Below are 16546 nucleotides of genomic sequence, written 5' to 3'. Positions count from 1 at the left end.
CCCGCGTTACCCGGATCCGGCGCCTTTGACCGGTCGCGCTCACCCGTCGAGGAAACCCCGCTGCCGCGCCCGGTAGCCGCCGATCGCCGTGACGCACAGGAACGACACGCCGGCCAGCGCCGTGCCGAACACCGCGATCGGCCACCAGTGGCCCTGGAAGCGCTCGGCCAGCACGGTGCCGACGATCGGCGTCAGGCCGCCGGCGAGCGCCCCGCAGAACTGGTACGCGATCGAGATCGCCGTGTAGCGCACCCGCGTCGGGAAGGCGCCCGCGAGGTAGCCGGCGATCACCGCGTAGAAGGTCGCGCTGCCGACCACGTTGAGGGCGAGACCCAGCACGATCAGCGGCACAGACTTGGTCTCGACCAGCCAGAACAGCGGGTAGGGGGCCAGCATCGCCCAGACCAGCGTCCCCTGGAGGAACAGACGCTCGTTGCGGATCAGCTCGGCGATCCGGGCGCCCACCGGGGTCATCACCAGCTGGACCACGGCGGCGATCAGCAGGGCGTCGAGGATCGTCGCCCGCGCGATGCCGAGATACTGCGTGGTGAACGCGATCATGAAGGTGTTGAACAGGTAGACCGAGGCGATCGCGAAGGTGTTGGCCCCCGCCGCCAGCAGCACCGGCTTCAGGCAGGTCGTCAGCACCTCGCGCACCGGCGCCGGCGGCGGCCCGCCGGCGGCCCGGGCCTTCTCGAAGGCCGGGGATTCCGCGACGCCGAGGCGGATCGCGAGCCCGACGCCGAGCAGCAGGATGCTGACGAGGAACGGCACCCGCCAGCCCCAGGTCAGGAAGCTCTCCTTGTCGAGGAGGCCCGCGAGCCGGAAGGCCAGCAGCGACAGGATCTGCCCGGCCGGGCTGCCGAGCTGCGCGAAGGAGGCGAAGAAGGTGTTGCGCCCGGCCGGCGCGTGCTCGGCGGCCATCAGCACCGCCCCGCCCCACTCGCCGCCGACCGCGAGCCCCTGGATCAGCCGCAGGACGACCAGCATCACCGGCGCCCAGAGGCCGACCGACGCGTAGGTCGGCAGCAGGCCGATACACGAGGTCGCGATGCCCATCATCACGAGCGTCGCCACCAGGGCGCGCTTGCGCCCGAACCGGTCGCCGAGATGCCCGAAGATCAGACCGCCCAGCGGCCGGGCGAGGAAGCCGACCGCGAAGGTCCCGAAGGCCGAGAGCGTCGCGATGTAGGGGGATTCGGTCGTGAAGAAGAGCGGCCCGAACACCAGCGCCGCCGCCGTGCCGTAGATGAAGAAGTCGTACCACTCGATCGTGGTGCCCACGAAGGCCGCCAGCGCCGCGCGCGCCGACTGGTTCTGTCCGGGCCCGGCGGCCGGGGCGGCGGTGGTGACGGCCATCGATCCTCGCGCGGCATTATGAATTCAAACGCCGCCCTGCATGCGCCAGTCTGCCGGCCGACCGCAACGCCTGCACGCGACAGGGCGGGCGTTTCATCCGCCGCAGCCGGGCTCCGTCTTAGAAGCTCGGCGGCGTGCAGGCGCTCACCACCTCGCAGGGGTTGGGCCCGACGCAGCGGAACCGGTGCGGGCGGCGGCTGTCGAAGCTGTAGGCGTCGCCGGGGCCGAGGATCCGGCGCTCGGCATCCACCGTGACCTCCAGGCGCCCGGAGAGCACGATGCCGCCCTCCTCGCCCTCGTGGGAGAGCGGCACCCGGCCGGTATCGGCGCCCGGCTCGTAGCGCTCCTTGAGGATCTGGAGCTTGCGCCCGAACAGGCTGTCGCCGACCTGACGGTACGAGATCGCCCCCTTGGTGGCCCGGCGGCCGATCTCGGTGAGGTCCTCGGCGGCGAAGAACGCCTTGCGCTCCGGCTCCGGCTCCAGGGCGAAGAACTCGGCCATGCCGATCGGCACCCCGTCGAGGATCCGCTTCAGGGCGCCCACCGACGGGTTCACGCGATTCGCCTCGATCAGCGAGATCGCGGAATTGGTCACCCCGGCCCGCTTGGCCAGCGTCCGCTGCGACAGGCCGTGGCGGGCGCGAACGAAGCGCAGGCGCGCGCCGACATCGATGCTCATCCGGCTGAAGGCCCGTTTCAGGTGTTGCGGATCCCGCAACGGTGCCACCCGCGGCCTCGATCCTGCAAGGGGTTGGCGGCGACCAGAAAAGGACTTGTTGCCCGATCGGCGAAGGTGTCCCCTGGTCCCGCCGCCGATCCGCGTCGCCCGTCCCGGAGAACCGCCCCATGACCGACCATCCGCTCCGCAACACGCCCGCGATGGACGCCTTCTGGATGCCGTTCACGGCCAACCGCCAGTTCAAGGCGGCGCCGCGCCTGCTCGTCTCGGCCGAGGGCATGCACTACACCGCCGACGACGGCCGCAAGGTCCTCGACGGCTCCGCGGGCCTCTGGTGCGTCAACGCCGGCCACGGGCGGCGGGGCATCGCCGCCGCGGTGGAGCGCCAGCTCGCGACCCTCGACTTCGCCCCGACCTTCCAGATGGGTCACCCCGTCGCCTTCGAGTTCGCCGAGCGGCTGGCCGAGATCGCCCCGGGCGGTCCGGACAATCGCCTCGACCGGGTGTTCTTCACCAATTCCGGCTCGGAATCGGTCGACACCGCCCTCAAGATAGCGCTCGCCTACCAGCGGGCGATCGGGCAGGGGACGCGGACCCGGCTCGTCGGCCGCGAGCGCGGCTATCACGGCGTCGGCTTCGGCGGCCTGTCGGTCGGCGGCATCGTGTCGAACCGGCGGGTCTTCCCGCAGCTCAACGGCACCGACCACCTGCGCCATACCCACGACCCGGCCCGCAACGCCTTCGTGAAGGGCCAGCCCGAGCACGGGGCGGAGCTCGCCGAGGATCTGGAGCGGCTCGTGGCGCTGCACGGGGCCGAGACCATCGCGGCCTGCATCGTCGAGCCGGTGGCGGGCTCGACCGGCGTGCTGATCCCGCCGAAGGGCTACCTCGAGCGCCTGCGCGAGATCTGCACGAAGCACGGCATCCTGCTGATCTTCGACGAGGTGATTTCCGGCTTCGGCCGCCTCGGCGCGCCGTTCGCGACCGACTTCTTCGGCGTGGTCCCGGACCTCGTGACCAGCGCCAAGGGCCTGACCAACGGCACGGTGCCGATGGGCGCGGTCTTCGCGAGCCGCGCGGTCCACGACGCGCTGATGCAGGGCCCGGACGGAATCGAGCTGTTCCACGGCTACACCTATTCCGGGCACCCGATCGCCTGCGCGGCCGGCCTCGCGACGCTGGACATCTACCGGGAGGAGGGGCTCCTCACCCGCGTCGCCGACATCGCCGACGACTGGGCGGCAGCGATCCACGATCTGCGCGGGCGCAAGGGCGTCATCGACATCCGCACCATCGGGCTCGTCGCCGGCGTCGAGCTGGCGCCGCGGCCGGACGCGCCGGGCAAGCGCGCCTACGACGTGTTCGTCGATTGCTTCGAGCGCGGCCTGCTCACCCGGGTGACCGGCGACATCATCGCCCTCTCGCCGCCTCTGATCATAGAGCGCGGCCAGATCGGCGAGATCGTCGACATCCTCGGCGCCGCGATCGACCGGGTCGCCTAAGAGCGCTCCCGTCTTTGCGAGCGGAGCGAAGCAATCCAGGGTCGCGCCACGGTTCGAAACCGCGCGCTGCCGTGGGTCGCTTCGCTCCGCGCGCGATGACGTGGGGCTCGCGATCACACAACCCTTGCGCGCCGCACAGGCGTCCCCGCCGCGCGGCGGGGTTGTCGCGACACCACCCGCGCCCATCTGCCCCGGACCCGGATTTAAGCCGGGCACGAGGGTTTCCATGTCGAACACCGCCCTGATCGTCGGCGCCAGCGGGATCGTCGGCAGCGCCACCGCGGCGCTGCTCCACCAAGAGGGCTGGCACGTCGCGGGCCTCGCCCGCCACCCCGTGCGGCAGGACGGCGTCGTGCCGGTGGCCGGCGACCTGCAGGATCCGGCCTCCCTGGCGGAGGCGCTCTCCGACCTCGCCCCGAGCCACGTGTTCCTCGCGACCTGGCAGCGGCGCCCGACCGAGGCGGAGATGATCCGCGTCAACCGGGCGATGGTGGAGAACCTGCTCGACGCGCTCCGCCCCAAGAAGAGCGTCCGCCACGTCGCCCTGGTGACCGGGCTGAAGCACTATCTCGGCCCGTTCGAGGCCTACGGCAAAGGCACCCTGCCGCAGACGCCGTTCCGCGAGGACCAGGGCCGCCTCGACATCGAGAACTTCTACTACGCGCAGGAGGATGCCGTGTTCGCGGCCGCCGCCCGCGACGGCTTCACCTGGAGCGTCCACCGCCCGCACACGATCATCGGCAAGGCGGTGGGCAACGCCATGAACATGGGCACGACGCTCGCCTGCTACGCCACCCTGTGCCGGGAGCTGGGACGCCCGTTCGTCTTCCCGGGCTCGGCCGCGCAGTGGAACGGCCTGACCGACATGACCGACGCGCGGCTCCTCGCCCGCCAGCTGCTCTGGGCATCGACGGAGCCGAGGGCCGCCAACGAGGCGTTCAACGTCGTCGACGGCGACGTCTTCCGCTGGAGCTGGATGTGGGGTCGGATCGCCGCCTGGTTCGGGATCGAGGCGGTGCCGTTCGACGGCACGCACCGGCCGCTCGAGCCCCGGATGGCGCAGGACGGCCCGGCCTGGGCCGAGATCGCGGCGCGCCACGGCCTCGCCGAGCCGGATCTCACCAAGCTGGCCTCTCCCTGGCACACGGATGCCGATCTCGGGCGGCCGATCGAGGTCGTCACCGACATGAGCAAGAGCCGCCGCCTCGGCTTCACGACCTACCAGCCGACCGACGACGCGTTCTACGACCTGTTCGCCCAGCTCCGCGCGGACCGGCTGATCCCCTGACGGCGAGCACCGCCGTCATCGCGAGCGAAGCGACGCGACCCAGGGATGCACGACGCCCGTGAGCGCAGCGCTGCCCTGGATTGCTTCGCTGCGCTCGCAAAGACGGCGGCGGATCAGGAGACCTTCCGCTCCGTCCCGCACCACTCGGCCACGAACAGCGCCATGGCGGTCGTGATCCGCTTCACCGAGGCGAGGCTGACCCGTTCGTCGAAGCCGTGGATGTTCTGGGAGGTCGGGCCGTAGCAGAGGGCCGGCACTCGATCGTAGAGAGCGTGGACGCGGGTATCGAGGTAGCCCGCCGTCATGAAGCTCTGGAGCGGCGACCCGATCACCCGCTCGTGGGCGCGGCCGAGCACCGCCTCGGCCTCCGAGCCTTCCTCCAGCACGTAACCCTCGGCGAAGAAGCCGTTGAAGACCACCCGTGGCGGGCTGTTGGCCAGGAACGGGTCGGTGCGGGAGAAGCCCGCCACCGCGGCCTCGATCTCGGCGGCGGCCTGCGCGGCGGTGACGCCCGGGTAGAGCGCCACCCGGCAGTGGATCCGGCACCAGGCCGGGACCGAGGAGGCCCAGTCGCCGCCCTCGATCTTGCCGATGTTGAGATTGATCGGGTGGTCCTCGGTCTCGAAATGCGGGTGCGCGGCCTTCTCAGCGTTCCAGCGGGCCTCGACCTCGCGCAGCGCGCCGATCACCCGGTAAGTGGCGTCGATCGCGTTGGCGCCGGCGCCCATCTCGCGCACGTGGACCGGGACGCCTCGCACCTCGACGGTGAACCAGAGCACGCCGGTATTGGCGCGCACGAGCTTCTCGTCCTCGGGCTCGGGGATCAGCACGGCGTCGGCGCGGTAGCCGCGCAGATGGGTCATCAGGGCGCCGTTGCCGGTGGATTCCTCCTCGACCACCGACTGCACCGTCACGGAGGCCGCCGGCTGCAGGCCGAGGCGCGCCAGGGCGTCGAGGGCGAACAGGTTGGCGGCGTGCCCGGCCTTCATGTCGCCGGCGCCGCGGCCGTACATCCAGTCGCCCTGGATCACCGGGTCGAAGGGCCGGTGGGTCCAGAGGTCGAGGGGGCCGGGCGGCACCACGTCGACATGAGCCTGCAGGATCAGGGAGCGCCCGGTCTCGGTGCCCGGCCTGTGGTGGCAGACGACGATCGGCGCGTCAGAATGGTGCGCGGCGTCGATCTTCGAGCCGCCCGGATGGTCCGCGATGGCCGCCCGGTCCATGGCGAAGCGCTCCGTGGCGTAGCCCCGCGCGCGGAACTGCTCGAACACGTAATCCTGGCAGGCATGCTCCTCCCCGCGCAGGGACGCGAACCGGACCAGCGCCTGCGTGTGGGCGACCTGATCGGCGAAACCCTCCGCCACGGAGGCTTCGATCTCGGCGGCGAGGGTGGGGTCGAGGGCCATGGGAACTCCGAACCGTCTGCGGCCGAGAGGAAGCGCCCGGGCTCGGGCAGCTGTCAACCGGCGGTTGCCGACAGCATGGCGCGTGCCGGAACCGGGATCCTAAGTCACATCCGGGAGCGCCGTCCGAACCTGCTCGGCGAACCGCGCGAAGGCCGCGCTCGGCCGGTCGTCGGCGCGGTGGACCAGCAGCGTCGGGACGTGCCCGTCCCCGTCGGGCACCGGGTGAACCGAGACCCGGCCCGCGCGGTGCGCCGGCTCTGCCACGGCCCGCGGAACCAGGGTCACGCCCAGGCCGGCCGCCACGCAACCGAGGATGCCGTCGAGGGTCCCGAACTCCATGCGTCGCACATGCACGAGGCCCTGGCGGGCCAGGAACGCCTCCAGGCGCCTCCGGTACGAGCAGCCGGCCCGGAACACGAGCACCTTCGCGTCGCGCGCCCGGGCCAGCCGGTCGAGCAGCGCCGCGAGGTCGCCGACGGCCGGGTGCGCCACCAGCACCAGCTCCTCCGTGAAGACCGGGATCCCGGCGAGGTCGGCCTGCGCGACCGGGCCGGCCACGAAGGCCCCCTCCAGGCTCCGGTCGAGGACCCGGGCGATCAGGTGCTCGGTCGGGCCGGTTTCCAGCTCGATGTCCACCTCCGGGTGACGCGCGGCGAAATCCGCGAGCGGGCCGGGCAGGCGCAGGGCCGCGGTCGTCTCCATGGCGCCGATCCGCAGGGGGCCGCGCGGCTCGCCCTCGGCCAGCAGAGCGTGGCGCGCCTCCGCGAGCAGCTGCCCGACCTGGAGCGCGTAGGGCAGGAGCCGCTCCCCCGCCCGGGTCAGCGTCACACCGCGGCTGCCGCGGTGGAAGAGCGGCACGCGCAGGGCCTGCTCCAGGGCGCGGATCCGGCCGGTGACGTTGGACTGGACGGTGTTGAGCCGCGCCGCCGCCCGCCCGATGCCGCCGGTCTCGGCCACCGCCGCGAAGAACATCAGGTCGGTGCTGTTCATGCCATCTGCTTTTCCGATGCCTTCCTTCAGAAGGAATCATTTTTTCCGCCACCGCGCGAGCGTTAAGCCCTGGCGGGCGGCGCGCGCAATCGAGACGCTTCCCGGAGAGGGGACCCATGGCCTTGAGGACGAGACTCACCGACGCCTTCGGGCTGCGACACCCGATCGTGCTGGCCCCCATGGACCCGGCCTCGGGGGGCGCCCTCGCGGCGGCGGTGAGCGCCGCCGGCGGCCTCGGCCTGATCGGCGGCGGCTACGGCGACCACGCGACGCTCGACCGGGAATTCGCCCGCGCGGGCAATCAGCGGGTCGGCTGCGGCTTCATCACGTGGTCCATGGCCCGGGACCCGTCGCTCCTCGACGCGGCGCTCGCCCGGTCGCCCGCGGCCCTGATGCTCTCCTTCGCGGATCCCGCGCCCTTCGCGGACCAAATCCGCGCCGCCGGCGTGCCGCTGATCTGCCAGGTGCACACCCTGGCGCATGCGAGGCGTGCCCTGGAGGTCGGCGCGGCCGCGGTGGTGGCGCAGGGGACGGAGGCCGGCGGCCACGGCCTCACCGCCCGCGGCACCGCGGCGTTCGTGCCGGCAGTCGCCGACCTGATCGCCCGCGAGCGCCCCGAGACGCTGCTCCTCGCGGCGGGCGGCATCGCGGACGGGCGCGGCCTCGCCGCCGCCCTGGCGCTGGGGGCCGACGGTGTCCTGATGGGGACGCGGTTCTGGGCCAGCCGGGAGGCGCTGATCCACCCGGCCGCGAAGCAGCGGGTTCTCGCCGCCACCGGCGACGACACGATCCGCACGCAGGTCTACGACATCGCCCGCCAGCGGGCCTGGCCGGCGCCCTATACCGGGCGACTCCTGCGCAACACCTTCATCGAGACGTGGCACGGCCGCGAGGACGCGCTGCGCGCGGCCTCGGCCGAGCGGCGCCGGGACGTGGAGGATGCCGACGCGGCGGGCGACTACGACGTCGCCAACGTCACGGTCGGCGAGGCCGTGGGGCTGATCGACGACCTGCCGGGCGCCGGCGACCTCGTCCTGCGCATCGCCGAGGAGGCCGAGGCCGCGATCCGCCGGATCTCCGGCATGGCCGCGGCTGCGCCGTGAGGGCGCCGCCAGGGTGCTGTGATGGTGCTGTGAGGGTGCTCAGCAAAGCTTGACTACGCAGGGTTGCCGCGGACCGGAACCTCGGTGTTGCCGGGGCTTTAGCGTGACGGCAAACCGTCGCGGTTTCTCGAGGCGCGTCTCGAGTCGGAGTCGCTCATGCGTATCGGTCTGATCTCCGTCCTGTCCGGGCTGCTCCTGTGCGCGGGGATCCCCGCGACGGCCAGCGCGGACGTGCTCGTCAACGTCGACAAGACCACCCAGCGCATGGAGGTCTCGGTCGACGGCCAGCCGCGCTATTCCTGGCCGGTCTCGACCGGCGTCGCGAGCTACGACACCCCGTCCGGCGCCTACCGCCCGTTCCGGATGGAGCGCACGCACTTCTCGAAGGAGTGGGACGACGCGCCCATGCCCTTCGCGATGTTCTTCACGACCCAGGGCCACGCCATCCACGGCACCAACCACGTCCGGAGCCTCGGGCGCGCGGCCTCGCACGGCTGCGTGCGCCTGTCGGTGCGCAACGCCGCGACCCTGTTCAACCTCGTGAAGAGCCAGGGCATGGGCCGGACGCGGGTGGTGATCGAGGGGGCGGATGTCCCGATGGCGGACCGCGGGCGGCGCGGCACCCGGCTCGCCCGGAACCGCAGCCCCTACGAGCCGGACGACCTGCTGGCGAACAGCGATCAGATGGGGCGCCGGTCGGTGCCGGCCTATTACCGCCCGGCGGCCCGGCCCGCCTACGCGCCCGCGACGGTCTACGGCTACCCGGCCGACGCCGACGAGACGGACGGCTGGTAGGCCTGATCGCGGCCCAGGCCCCGAGTATCGGCCGATCGGCGGCACGACAGCCCCTGCGCGCAGACGATCACCGGCCGCGTCGTCTGAGCGCGAAAGTCATGCGCCGCAGCGCCCGCCCATTGCCGAGCGCCCCCTCCCGGCCTAGCTCCTGCGCGGCCATCAGAGCCTGCGCGGCCCCTGCCGCGACCTGAGACGGACGGAGACACCCCGAGATGCCCTTCGCTTTCTGCCGGTCCCTTCCCCTCGCCGCCCTGGCGCTCGCCGCGGCCACCGTGCCGGGCTACGCCCTCGAGGTGACGCGCTCGGCCGACATCGCCGCGCCGCCGGCCAAGGTCTGGCAGACCATCGGCGAGTTCTGCGGCATCGGCGACTGGCACCCCGCCATCGAGAAGTGCGTCCTGTCGGACAAGGACGGCATGAAGGTCCGCACCCTCAGCCTCAAGGGTGGCGGCACCATCAAGGAGGAGCAGGTCTCCCGCGACGACAAGGTGATGAGCTACACCTACACGATCCTGGAGAGCCCGCTGCCGGTCTCGGACTACAAGTCGACCCTCTCGGTCGCCCCCGCCGGCTCCGGCTCGAAGGTGACCTGGACCGGGACCTTCAACGCCAAGGGCGCGCCGGACACGGTCGCCACCGACGCGATCCAGGGCATCTACGATTCCGGCCTGAAGGCGCTCGCCGACAAGGCGAAGTAAGCCCGTCACGATTCGGAGCGCGCCGCCGACGCCGGATGCCGGCGGCGCGCTCCAAGTCCCTCCGGCAACAGCGGAATCGCGCGTTCGCGGCGAACCACGTCCCGCGCTGCGCGCCCCTTCGGCATGTCGCCGGGGCGATTGACCCCTTGCCAAGCTCGGCCCAGAACCTCGGCGGCGCGGCCCCTCGCGCCCCAACAGGATGATCGCCGTGCCCGCGTCCCGCCTCCCGATGCGCCTCAGCCTCGTCGCCCTCGCCGTCGCGGCGCTGGGCGCCTGCCAGCAGCGCGCCACGCCCGCGGTCACCGAGCCCTCGCCGATCGTGCCGGCGCCCCTGGCCCTGCCCACGGGCAGCGGTTGCGGCCCGGAGATCGCCCGCACGAAGGCGATCGTCGACAGCGACGTGGCCACCGGCAACCTCAACAAGCCGGTGGGCGACCGCTTCAGCGCCGACCTCGCCCACGCCGCCGCGGAGTGCTCGGCCGGCAAGTCGGGCGAAGCCCTGCACCTGCTCGCCGCCGCCAAGAGCCGCTACGGCTACCGCTGAGCGCGGGGCTTTCCTTTCCCGCCGCGTTGCAGGATCGCGCCGTCGATCCTGCAGGCGCGTCCGACCCGGCCCCTCATCTCGCGGTGCGGAGCGCGGCGGAGGTCTCGAAGGCGGCCTCCAGGCGCCGCGCGCTCCCTGGAACTCGCCCTCGAGGCCCGCCGACACGGCCACCTCGGGACGAGGCCGTCGGTCGGGATGGGCGCATCCCGCGCTAGATCACGAACAGCAGGTTCAGTCCGGCGCGCCGGAACCCGTCCTCGGCGATCTTCAGGTCGAGCCCGTAGGACGCGATGTCGTCCGCCACCGGGTCGAGGGCCGGCGCTCGGTGCTGGTGGAGGTGCTTGATGTAGCTGTGGCAGGTCGTGCAGGTCTCGACCTGGACGTCCTTCGAGACCTCATCGAGCCCGTAATAGCTCACGTTCTCGCCGTCACCGCAGGCGGTGCAGCGGATCCGGACGTGGTTCCAGTACGTGCCGCAGAGCGAGCAGCTGAGATACCGGGCCTTGTCGGCCGGGGTCCAGGAGACGATGACGCTCGCCACCGGCGCGCCGCCGCAGCACGGGCAGACGCCGTCCGCGACGGGCTTCAGCGTCCGCGTGTCGAGGCGCGCGGCCCGCTCGGCGAAGCGCACCTGCAACGCGGCCGAGACGAACAGGCATTCGGCGATCCGGTCGACCGGCAGCGCGCCCTCGAAAACCTGCACGGCGAGATCGCGGCGCTCCTCCGGCGCGGCGGCCCGCAGGGCATCCCGCGCCGCGGCCGAGGCCTCGGGCGCGGTCGCGAGATCCAGCGCGTCGAGCAGCGCCAGGAGGCACGCGTCGAAATCCTGGTCGGCCTCGAGGCTGTGCCGCGACAGCGGCGGCATGCCGTGCTCGCTCCGCAGCGCCTGATCGGCGGGATCCGGCGCCGGCGGGGCCGGAAACCGTGCCTGGATCGCCGCCTGGGCGCGGGCGACCTCACCGACGAACCGGAGATAGGCCTCCAGCGGGTGCCCGGGCGCGGCCTCCGCCAGGCGCGCGGCCCGGTCGGCGAACAGAGTCGCGGGATCGGGCAGGCGCACGAGCGGGACCGAGCCCGAGATCCCGATCTTGTCGGGATCGGGCTTGAGCTCGCTGAAATCCCGGCGGCGGGGCTTCGGGGCCTCGGCGGGTTTCGGGGTGTTGTCCGCGGCCGGAGCCGCGGGTTTCCGCCTGAAGAAGTTGGCCACGCGATCAGGATCCGCGCTTGTCCACCGAGCCGCGGCGCGCCGGGCCGCCGGCCATCTGACGGAACCACTTGCGGTGGTGCCGGTAGGCCCAGCCGCCCGTGACCGTGCCGCGGACCATTGCCCGGCCGGTGCCGCGCACCCAGATGCCGGCGTAGACGTGCACTACGATGATCGCGATGGCGATGACGGCGGCCAGCGAGTGCGCGAGCAGCGCCCAGCGCTGGGTCTCGATCGAGGTGAGGCCGCCGAAATAGGTGTTCCAGATCACGAGGCCGGTCACGAACATCACGCCGATCAGCGCGGTCTGGCCCCAGAACACGCCCTTCTGGCCGGCATTGTACTTGCCGAGCTCCGGCAGCCGGTCCTCGCGGTTGGTGACCACGTCGCCGATCTTCTTCGACCACTCGACATCGTCCTTGTTGGGGATGTTGAGCCGCCAGAAGCGCACGAACAGGAAGAGGAAGCTGATCGCCAGCGCCACGCCGAACCACGGGTGGACCGCCCGGGTCGCCTGCCCGCCGCCGAACAGGCCGGTCAGCGAGAACAGGTAGGGCGTGAACATCGCCAGCCCCGAGAGGGTCAGCAGCGTGAACAGGATCGCGGTGATCCAGTGGTTCACGCGCTGCACGCCGGTGTAGCGCGGGACGTACATCACCTCCGGCGCCTCGGACTTGGCGTGGTGGAGGGGGCGGGAATCGCCGTCCCGGACATCGTTCTGGATCGTCATCGGCCTTCACTCGCCTGACGGGGCCGCCCGTCGCGGCGGGCGGGCCGTGAAACTCGAAATCGGGTCTGGCGCCCGAGCCGTCTCCGCCCTGCCGAAACCGTTCGGCGCGGCGCTCCCTCCCCCCGCGGGGGAGGGAGACCGTCGCGTCTCAGTGCGGCCGGGCCTCGCCGCCATTCTCCCGGCGCTTGGCCTCGTCGTACTCGACCGCCTCTTCCTCCTCCTCGGGCACGACCTCGTTGGGGCCGGCCGTCACGTAGTGGAAGAAGCCCGCCACCGCCGCGAAGCCCATCGCGGCGAGACCGAACACCTTGGCGCCGCCCTTCCAGAAGGCGACCAGCGGCGAGATCTTCGGGTCGTTCGGCAGGCCCGCGTAGAGGTTCGGCTGGTCGGCGTGGTGCAGCACGTACATGACGTGCGTGCCGCCGACGCCGGCCGGGTCGTAGAGGCCGGCATGCGCGAAGCCGCGCGACTTCAGGTCCTCGACGCGGTCGTGGGCCTGATCGATCATGGCCTGCTTGGTGCCGAACATGATCGAGCCGGTCGGGCAGGCCTTGGCGCAGGCCGGGGCCTGACCCACCGCCACTCTGTCCGAGCACAGGGTGCACTTGTACGCCTTGTGGTCGGTCTGGCTTATGCGCGGGATGTTGAAGGGGCAGCCCTTCACGCAGTAGCCGCAGCCGATGCAGTTCTCCTCGATGAAGTCGACGATGCCGTTGGAGTACTGCACGATCGCGCCGGGAGACGGGCAGGCCTTCAGGCAGCCCGGCTCGGTGCAGTGCATGCAGCCGTCCTTGCGGATCAGCCATTCGAGGTTGTTGGTCTCCGGGTTCTCGTACTCGGTGAACCGCATCAGGGTCCACGACTTCGGCGTGAGGTCGTGGGGGTTCTGGTAGGTGCCCGTGTTGACACCGATGTCGTCGCGCAGGTCGTTCCACTCCTCGCACGCCGACTGGCAGGCCTTGCAGCCGATGCACTTCGACACGTCGATGAGTTTGGCGACCTCCACCTGACGGCGGATCTCCGGCGGCGTCTCCGTGGAGGCGGAGCGCTGGCGGATGTCGAGGGAGCTGTAGTCAGCCATGTCTGCCGCTCCCCCTTACGCGACCGCGTCCGACGGAGGCGTGGTCGGCTCGATGTTCACGAGCCAAGCCTTGAACTCCGGCGTCTCGGTGTTCGCGTCGCCGACGACGGGCGTCAGCGAGTTCGGGTGCCATCCTTTCTTGGTGTGGCCCATGAAGCCCCAGTGCTGCGGGATACCGACGACGTGGACGGGCTTGCCGTCGCAGATCAGCGGCTTGATGCGCTTCGTCACCACCGCCTTGGCCTTCAGGGAGCCGCGCTTCGACCAGACGCGGACCCAGCCGCCCTTGGCGATGCCCTTCTCCTTGGCGAGCTCCTCCGAGATCTCCACGAAGGCCTCCGGCTGGAGGATCGCGTTGATCCGGGCGTGCTTGGTCCACCCGTGGAAGTGCTCGGTCAGGCGGTAGCTCGTCGCCGCGTAGGGGAACTCCTTCGCGTCGCCGAGGTCGGCGAGGTCGTCCTTGAAGATGCGGGACGCGGGCGCGCCCTTGATCTTCGGGAAGGCGAGGTTGGCCACCGGGGACTCGAAGGGCTCGTAGTGCGTCGGGAACGGTCCGTCGCGCATGAGACCGCGGGTCCACAGGCGGGCGACGCCCTCCTGGTTCAGGATGAACGGGCCGACGCCCTTATCGGGGGCGACGGTGACGCCGTAATCCGGCACGTCGAAGCCGATCCACTGCTTGCCGTTCCACTCGATGAGCTTCTTCTTCTCGGACCACGGGCGACCCTCGGGGTCGCACGAGGCGCGGTTGTAGAGCACGCGCCGGTTGGCTGGCCACGCGAAGGCCCAGTTCGGCGCGATGCCGCGATCGCCGGGATCGGTGTTGTCCCGGCGGGCCATCATGTTGCCCTTCTCGGTGTAGCAGCCCGAGTAGATCCAGCAGCCGCAGGCGGTCGTCCCGTCGTCCTTGAGCTGGGCGAAGCCGTCGACCTGCTTGCCCGCCGGGATGATCGTCCCGTTGAGATCCGGCGTCGGCGCCAGCGTGTAGCCGTTGAGCTCGCGGGCGAGCTCGGTCGGCGTCGGCGCCTCGGCGATCGCGTAGTCCCACTTCAGATTGACGATCGGGTCCGGGAAGGCCCCGCCGTCCTTCTTGTAGGCCGCCTTCATGCGGAGGAAGATCTCCGACATGATCTCGATGTCCGAGCGGCACTCGCCCGGCGCTTCCTGCGCCTGCCAGTGCCACTGCAGCCACCGGCTGGAGTTCGACAGCGAGCCTTCCTCCTCCACGAACAGGGTGGTCGGAAGCTCGAACACCTCAGTCTGGATCTTGGTCGGATCGACGTCGTTGTACTCGCCGTGGTTCTCCCAGAACCGGGCCGTCTCGGTCTTGAGCGGATCCATCACCACGATGAACTTCATCTTGGAGAAGGCTTCCGTCATCTTGGCGCGATTCGGGAACGACAGCAGGGGGTTGAAGCCCTGGATGACGTAGCCGGTCATCTTGCCCTGCTTGGCGAGCTCGAACCCGCGCAGCACGTCGTAGGTCGGCACGTCGAGCTTGGGCAGGTAGTCGTACGCCCAGTCGTTCTCCTTGGTGGCCTTGTCGCCCCACATCGCCTTCTGGAACGAGACGAAGAACTTGTTGTAGTTCTGCCAGTAGCTCGTCTGTCCGGGACGCAGCGGCTTGAACTGCCGCTTGGCGATGTAGCTCGCGTAGTCGGGCTCCTTCTCCACCGGGATGTTCAGGTACCCGGGGATGAGGTTCGACATCAGCCCGATATCGGTCAGCCCCTGGATGTTGGAGTGACCGCGCAGGGCCTGCATGCCGCCGCCGAGCACGCCGATGTTCCCGAGCAGCGTCTGCACGATGCACATCGAGCGGATGTTCTGCGAGCCCTTGGAGTGATGGGTCCAGCCGAGCGCGTAGAGCGAGGCCATCGACTTCTCGGGGGAAGCCGTCGTCGCCATCAGCTCGCAGACCTTCAGGAAGGTCTCCTTGGGCGAGCCGCAGATCTTCTCGACCATCTCGGGCGTGTAGATCGCGAGATGCTTCTTCAGGAGCTGCATCACGCTGCGCGGATGCTGCATCGTCTCGTCGACCACGGCGTAGCCGTCGGGGCCGATCTCGTAGTCCCAGGTGGTCTTGTCGTAGTCGCGCTTGTCCGCGTCGTAGCCCGTGAACAGACCCTCGCTGAAGTCGTAGCCCTCGCGGACCACGTACCCGGCGTTGGTGTAGGCGGAGACGTAGCGGTGCTGCAGCTTGTCGTTGTCGAGCAGGTACTTGGCCACGCCCGACAGGAACGCGATGTCGGTCCCCTGCCGGATCGGGCAGTAGAGATCGGCCACCGACGCCGTGCGGGTAAAGCGCGGATCGACGACGATCAGCTTGGCATTGTTATGGGCTTTCGCCTCCACGACCCACTTGAAGCCACAGGGGTGAGCCTCGGCGGCATTGCCGCCCATCACGGTGATCACGTCCGCGTGCTTGATGTCCATCCAGAGGTTGGTCATCGCACCGCGTCCGAAGGAGGGCGCCAAACTGGCGACCGACGGACCGTGTCAAACTCTGGCCTGATTATCGAAGACCAGGGCCCCCATGCTTCGGACTGTCTTGTAGGTCAGCCAAGCCGTCTCGTTGGTGGTGGCCGAGGCCCCGAGGAAGCCCATCGTGGTCCAGCGGTTGACCGTGAGGTCGCCGTTCTTGGCCACGAAGTTCTTGTCCCGGTCCTCCTTCATGAGCTGCGCGATGCGGTCGAGGGCGAAGTCCCAGGACACGCGCTTGAACTCGGAGGAACCCGGGGCCCGATGGAGCGGGTACTTGGTGCGCGTCTCGGCGTGCACGAAGTCGAGCAGCGCCGAGCCCTTCGGGCAGAGCGTGCCGCGGTTGACCGGATGATCCGGGTCGCCCTCGATGTGCATGACCGAGGAGCGCGCGTTCTTCGAACGGTCCCCCAGGCTGTAGAGGATCACGCCGCACGCGACCGAGCAGTACGGGCAGGTGTTGCGGGTCTCGCGCATCTGCGCGAGCTTGAACGGCCGCACCGCGGCGGCCATGGCGGGCTCGAGTCCGCCGAATCCGAGCGCGCCCAGCGAGCCGCCAGCGAGGCCGGCGCCGGCCCCCTTGAGCAGGCCACGCCTTGAGACCTGGACCGTCATCTCCGCTCCGTAAAAGCGATCTGGTATAATTCCAAGCTGTCCCAAAAAAGCGTGCGCGAGGCAAGTGCGGT

Annotated in this window: 14 protein-coding genes; 6 read left to right on the top strand and 8 right to left on the bottom strand. The window is 70.7% G+C overall.

Annotated elements, in window-relative coordinates; all coding sequences use genetic code 11:
* Nucleotides 1-39: 39 nt before the first annotated feature.
* The gene (locus BMY19_RS21200; protein WP_100252856.1) at nucleotides 40-1359 is read right to left on the bottom strand and encodes an MFS transporter; all 1320 of its coding nucleotides are present in this window, start codon (nucleotides 1357-1359) and stop codon (nucleotides 40-42) included.
* Between the two features lie 118 nt (nucleotides 1360-1477).
* Entirely contained in the window at nucleotides 1478-2038 is a 561-nt protein-coding gene (locus BMY19_RS21195) for a cupin domain-containing protein (protein ID WP_100252855.1), read from the bottom strand.
* A 167-nt stretch (nucleotides 2039-2205) separates the two neighbouring features.
* On the opposite strand from BMY19_RS21195, the gene BMY19_RS21190 reads away from it, so the two are divergent.
* Together BMY19_RS21190 and BMY19_RS21185 are read left to right on the top strand one after the other, a co-directional pair.
* Nucleotides 2206-3540 carry an omega-aminotransferase AptA gene (locus tag BMY19_RS21190; protein WP_100252854.1) on the top strand — a complete coding sequence of 445 codons (1335 nt, stop codon included), beginning with the start codon at nucleotides 2206-2208 and terminating at the stop codon, nucleotides 3538-3540.
* 226 nt (nucleotides 3541-3766) lie between these two features.
* Complete coding sequence (locus tag BMY19_RS21185; protein WP_100252853.1) at nucleotides 3767-4828, top strand: SDR family oxidoreductase; 1062 nt, start codon at nucleotides 3767-3769, stop codon at nucleotides 4826-4828.
* Nucleotides 4829-4941: 113 nt separating this feature from the next.
* Here the strand turns inward: BMY19_RS21185 and BMY19_RS21180 are convergent, their stop codons facing one another.
* On the bottom strand, nucleotides 4942-6234 hold the full coding sequence (locus tag BMY19_RS21180) for an ArgE/DapE family deacylase (RefSeq protein ID WP_100252852.1): 1293 nt from the start codon (nucleotides 6232-6234) through the stop codon (nucleotides 4942-4944).
* Between the two features lie 99 nt (nucleotides 6235-6333).
* Entirely contained in the window at nucleotides 6334-7224 is an 891-nt protein-coding gene (locus BMY19_RS21175) for a LysR family transcriptional regulator (protein WP_100252851.1), read from the bottom strand.
* 116 nt (nucleotides 7225-7340) lie between these two features.
* Between BMY19_RS21175 and BMY19_RS21170 the strand changes: the two genes are divergently transcribed.
* The 4 genes from BMY19_RS21170 (at nucleotide 7341) to BMY19_RS21155 (ending at nucleotide 10364) form a co-directional block, all read left to right on the top strand.
* Entirely contained in the window at nucleotides 7341-8327 is a 987-nt protein-coding gene (locus BMY19_RS21170) for an NAD(P)H-dependent flavin oxidoreductase (RefSeq protein ID WP_100252850.1), read from the top strand.
* 156 nt (nucleotides 8328-8483) lie between these two features.
* Nucleotides 8484-9122, top strand: a complete 639-nt coding sequence (locus BMY19_RS21165; protein WP_020092421.1) for a L,D-transpeptidase — start codon at nucleotides 8484-8486, stop codon at nucleotides 9120-9122.
* Nucleotides 9123-9334: 212 nt separating this feature from the next.
* A complete protein-coding gene (locus BMY19_RS21160) occupies nucleotides 9335-9820 on the top strand; it encodes an SRPBCC family protein (protein ID WP_012318087.1) in 486 nt (161 codons plus the stop codon).
* A gap of 199 nt (nucleotides 9821-10019) precedes the next feature.
* Entirely contained in the window at nucleotides 10020-10364 is a 345-nt protein-coding gene (locus BMY19_RS21155) for a hypothetical protein (protein WP_020092423.1), read from the top strand.
* Nucleotides 10365-10575: 211 nt separating this feature from the next.
* Here the strand turns inward: BMY19_RS21155 and fdhE are convergent, their stop codons facing one another.
* The 4 genes from fdhE to fdnG form a co-directional block, all read right to left on the bottom strand.
* Nucleotides 10576-11571 (bottom strand): formate dehydrogenase accessory protein FdhE, encoded by a 996-nt coding sequence (gene fdhE, locus BMY19_RS21150; RefSeq protein WP_091927261.1) that lies wholly within the window; start codon nucleotides 11569-11571, stop codon nucleotides 10576-10578.
* Between the two features lie 4 nt (nucleotides 11572-11575).
* Entirely contained in the window at nucleotides 11576-12298 is a 723-nt protein-coding gene (locus BMY19_RS21145; protein WP_020092425.1) for a formate dehydrogenase subunit gamma, read from the bottom strand.
* Nucleotides 12299-12446: 148 nt separating this feature from the next.
* Nucleotides 12447-13379 carry a formate dehydrogenase subunit beta gene (gene fdxH, locus BMY19_RS21140; protein ID WP_020092426.1) on the bottom strand — a complete coding sequence of 311 codons (933 nt, stop codon included), beginning with the start codon at nucleotides 13377-13379 and terminating at the stop codon, nucleotides 12447-12449.
* A gap of 15 nt (nucleotides 13380-13394) precedes the next feature.
* Entirely contained in the window at nucleotides 13395-16475 is a 3081-nt protein-coding gene (fdnG, locus tag BMY19_RS21135; RefSeq protein WP_139215653.1) for a formate dehydrogenase-N subunit alpha, read from the bottom strand.
* Nucleotides 16476-16546: the final 71 nt, after the last annotated feature.

This window comes from Methylobacterium sp. UNC300MFChir4.1, assembly GCF_900110155.1.
Classification (GTDB): Bacteria; Pseudomonadota; Alphaproteobacteria; order Rhizobiales; family Beijerinckiaceae; genus Methylobacterium.
The sequence above is the reverse complement of the archived record's forward strand: the minus strand, read 5'-3'. Positions and strand labels throughout refer to the sequence as shown.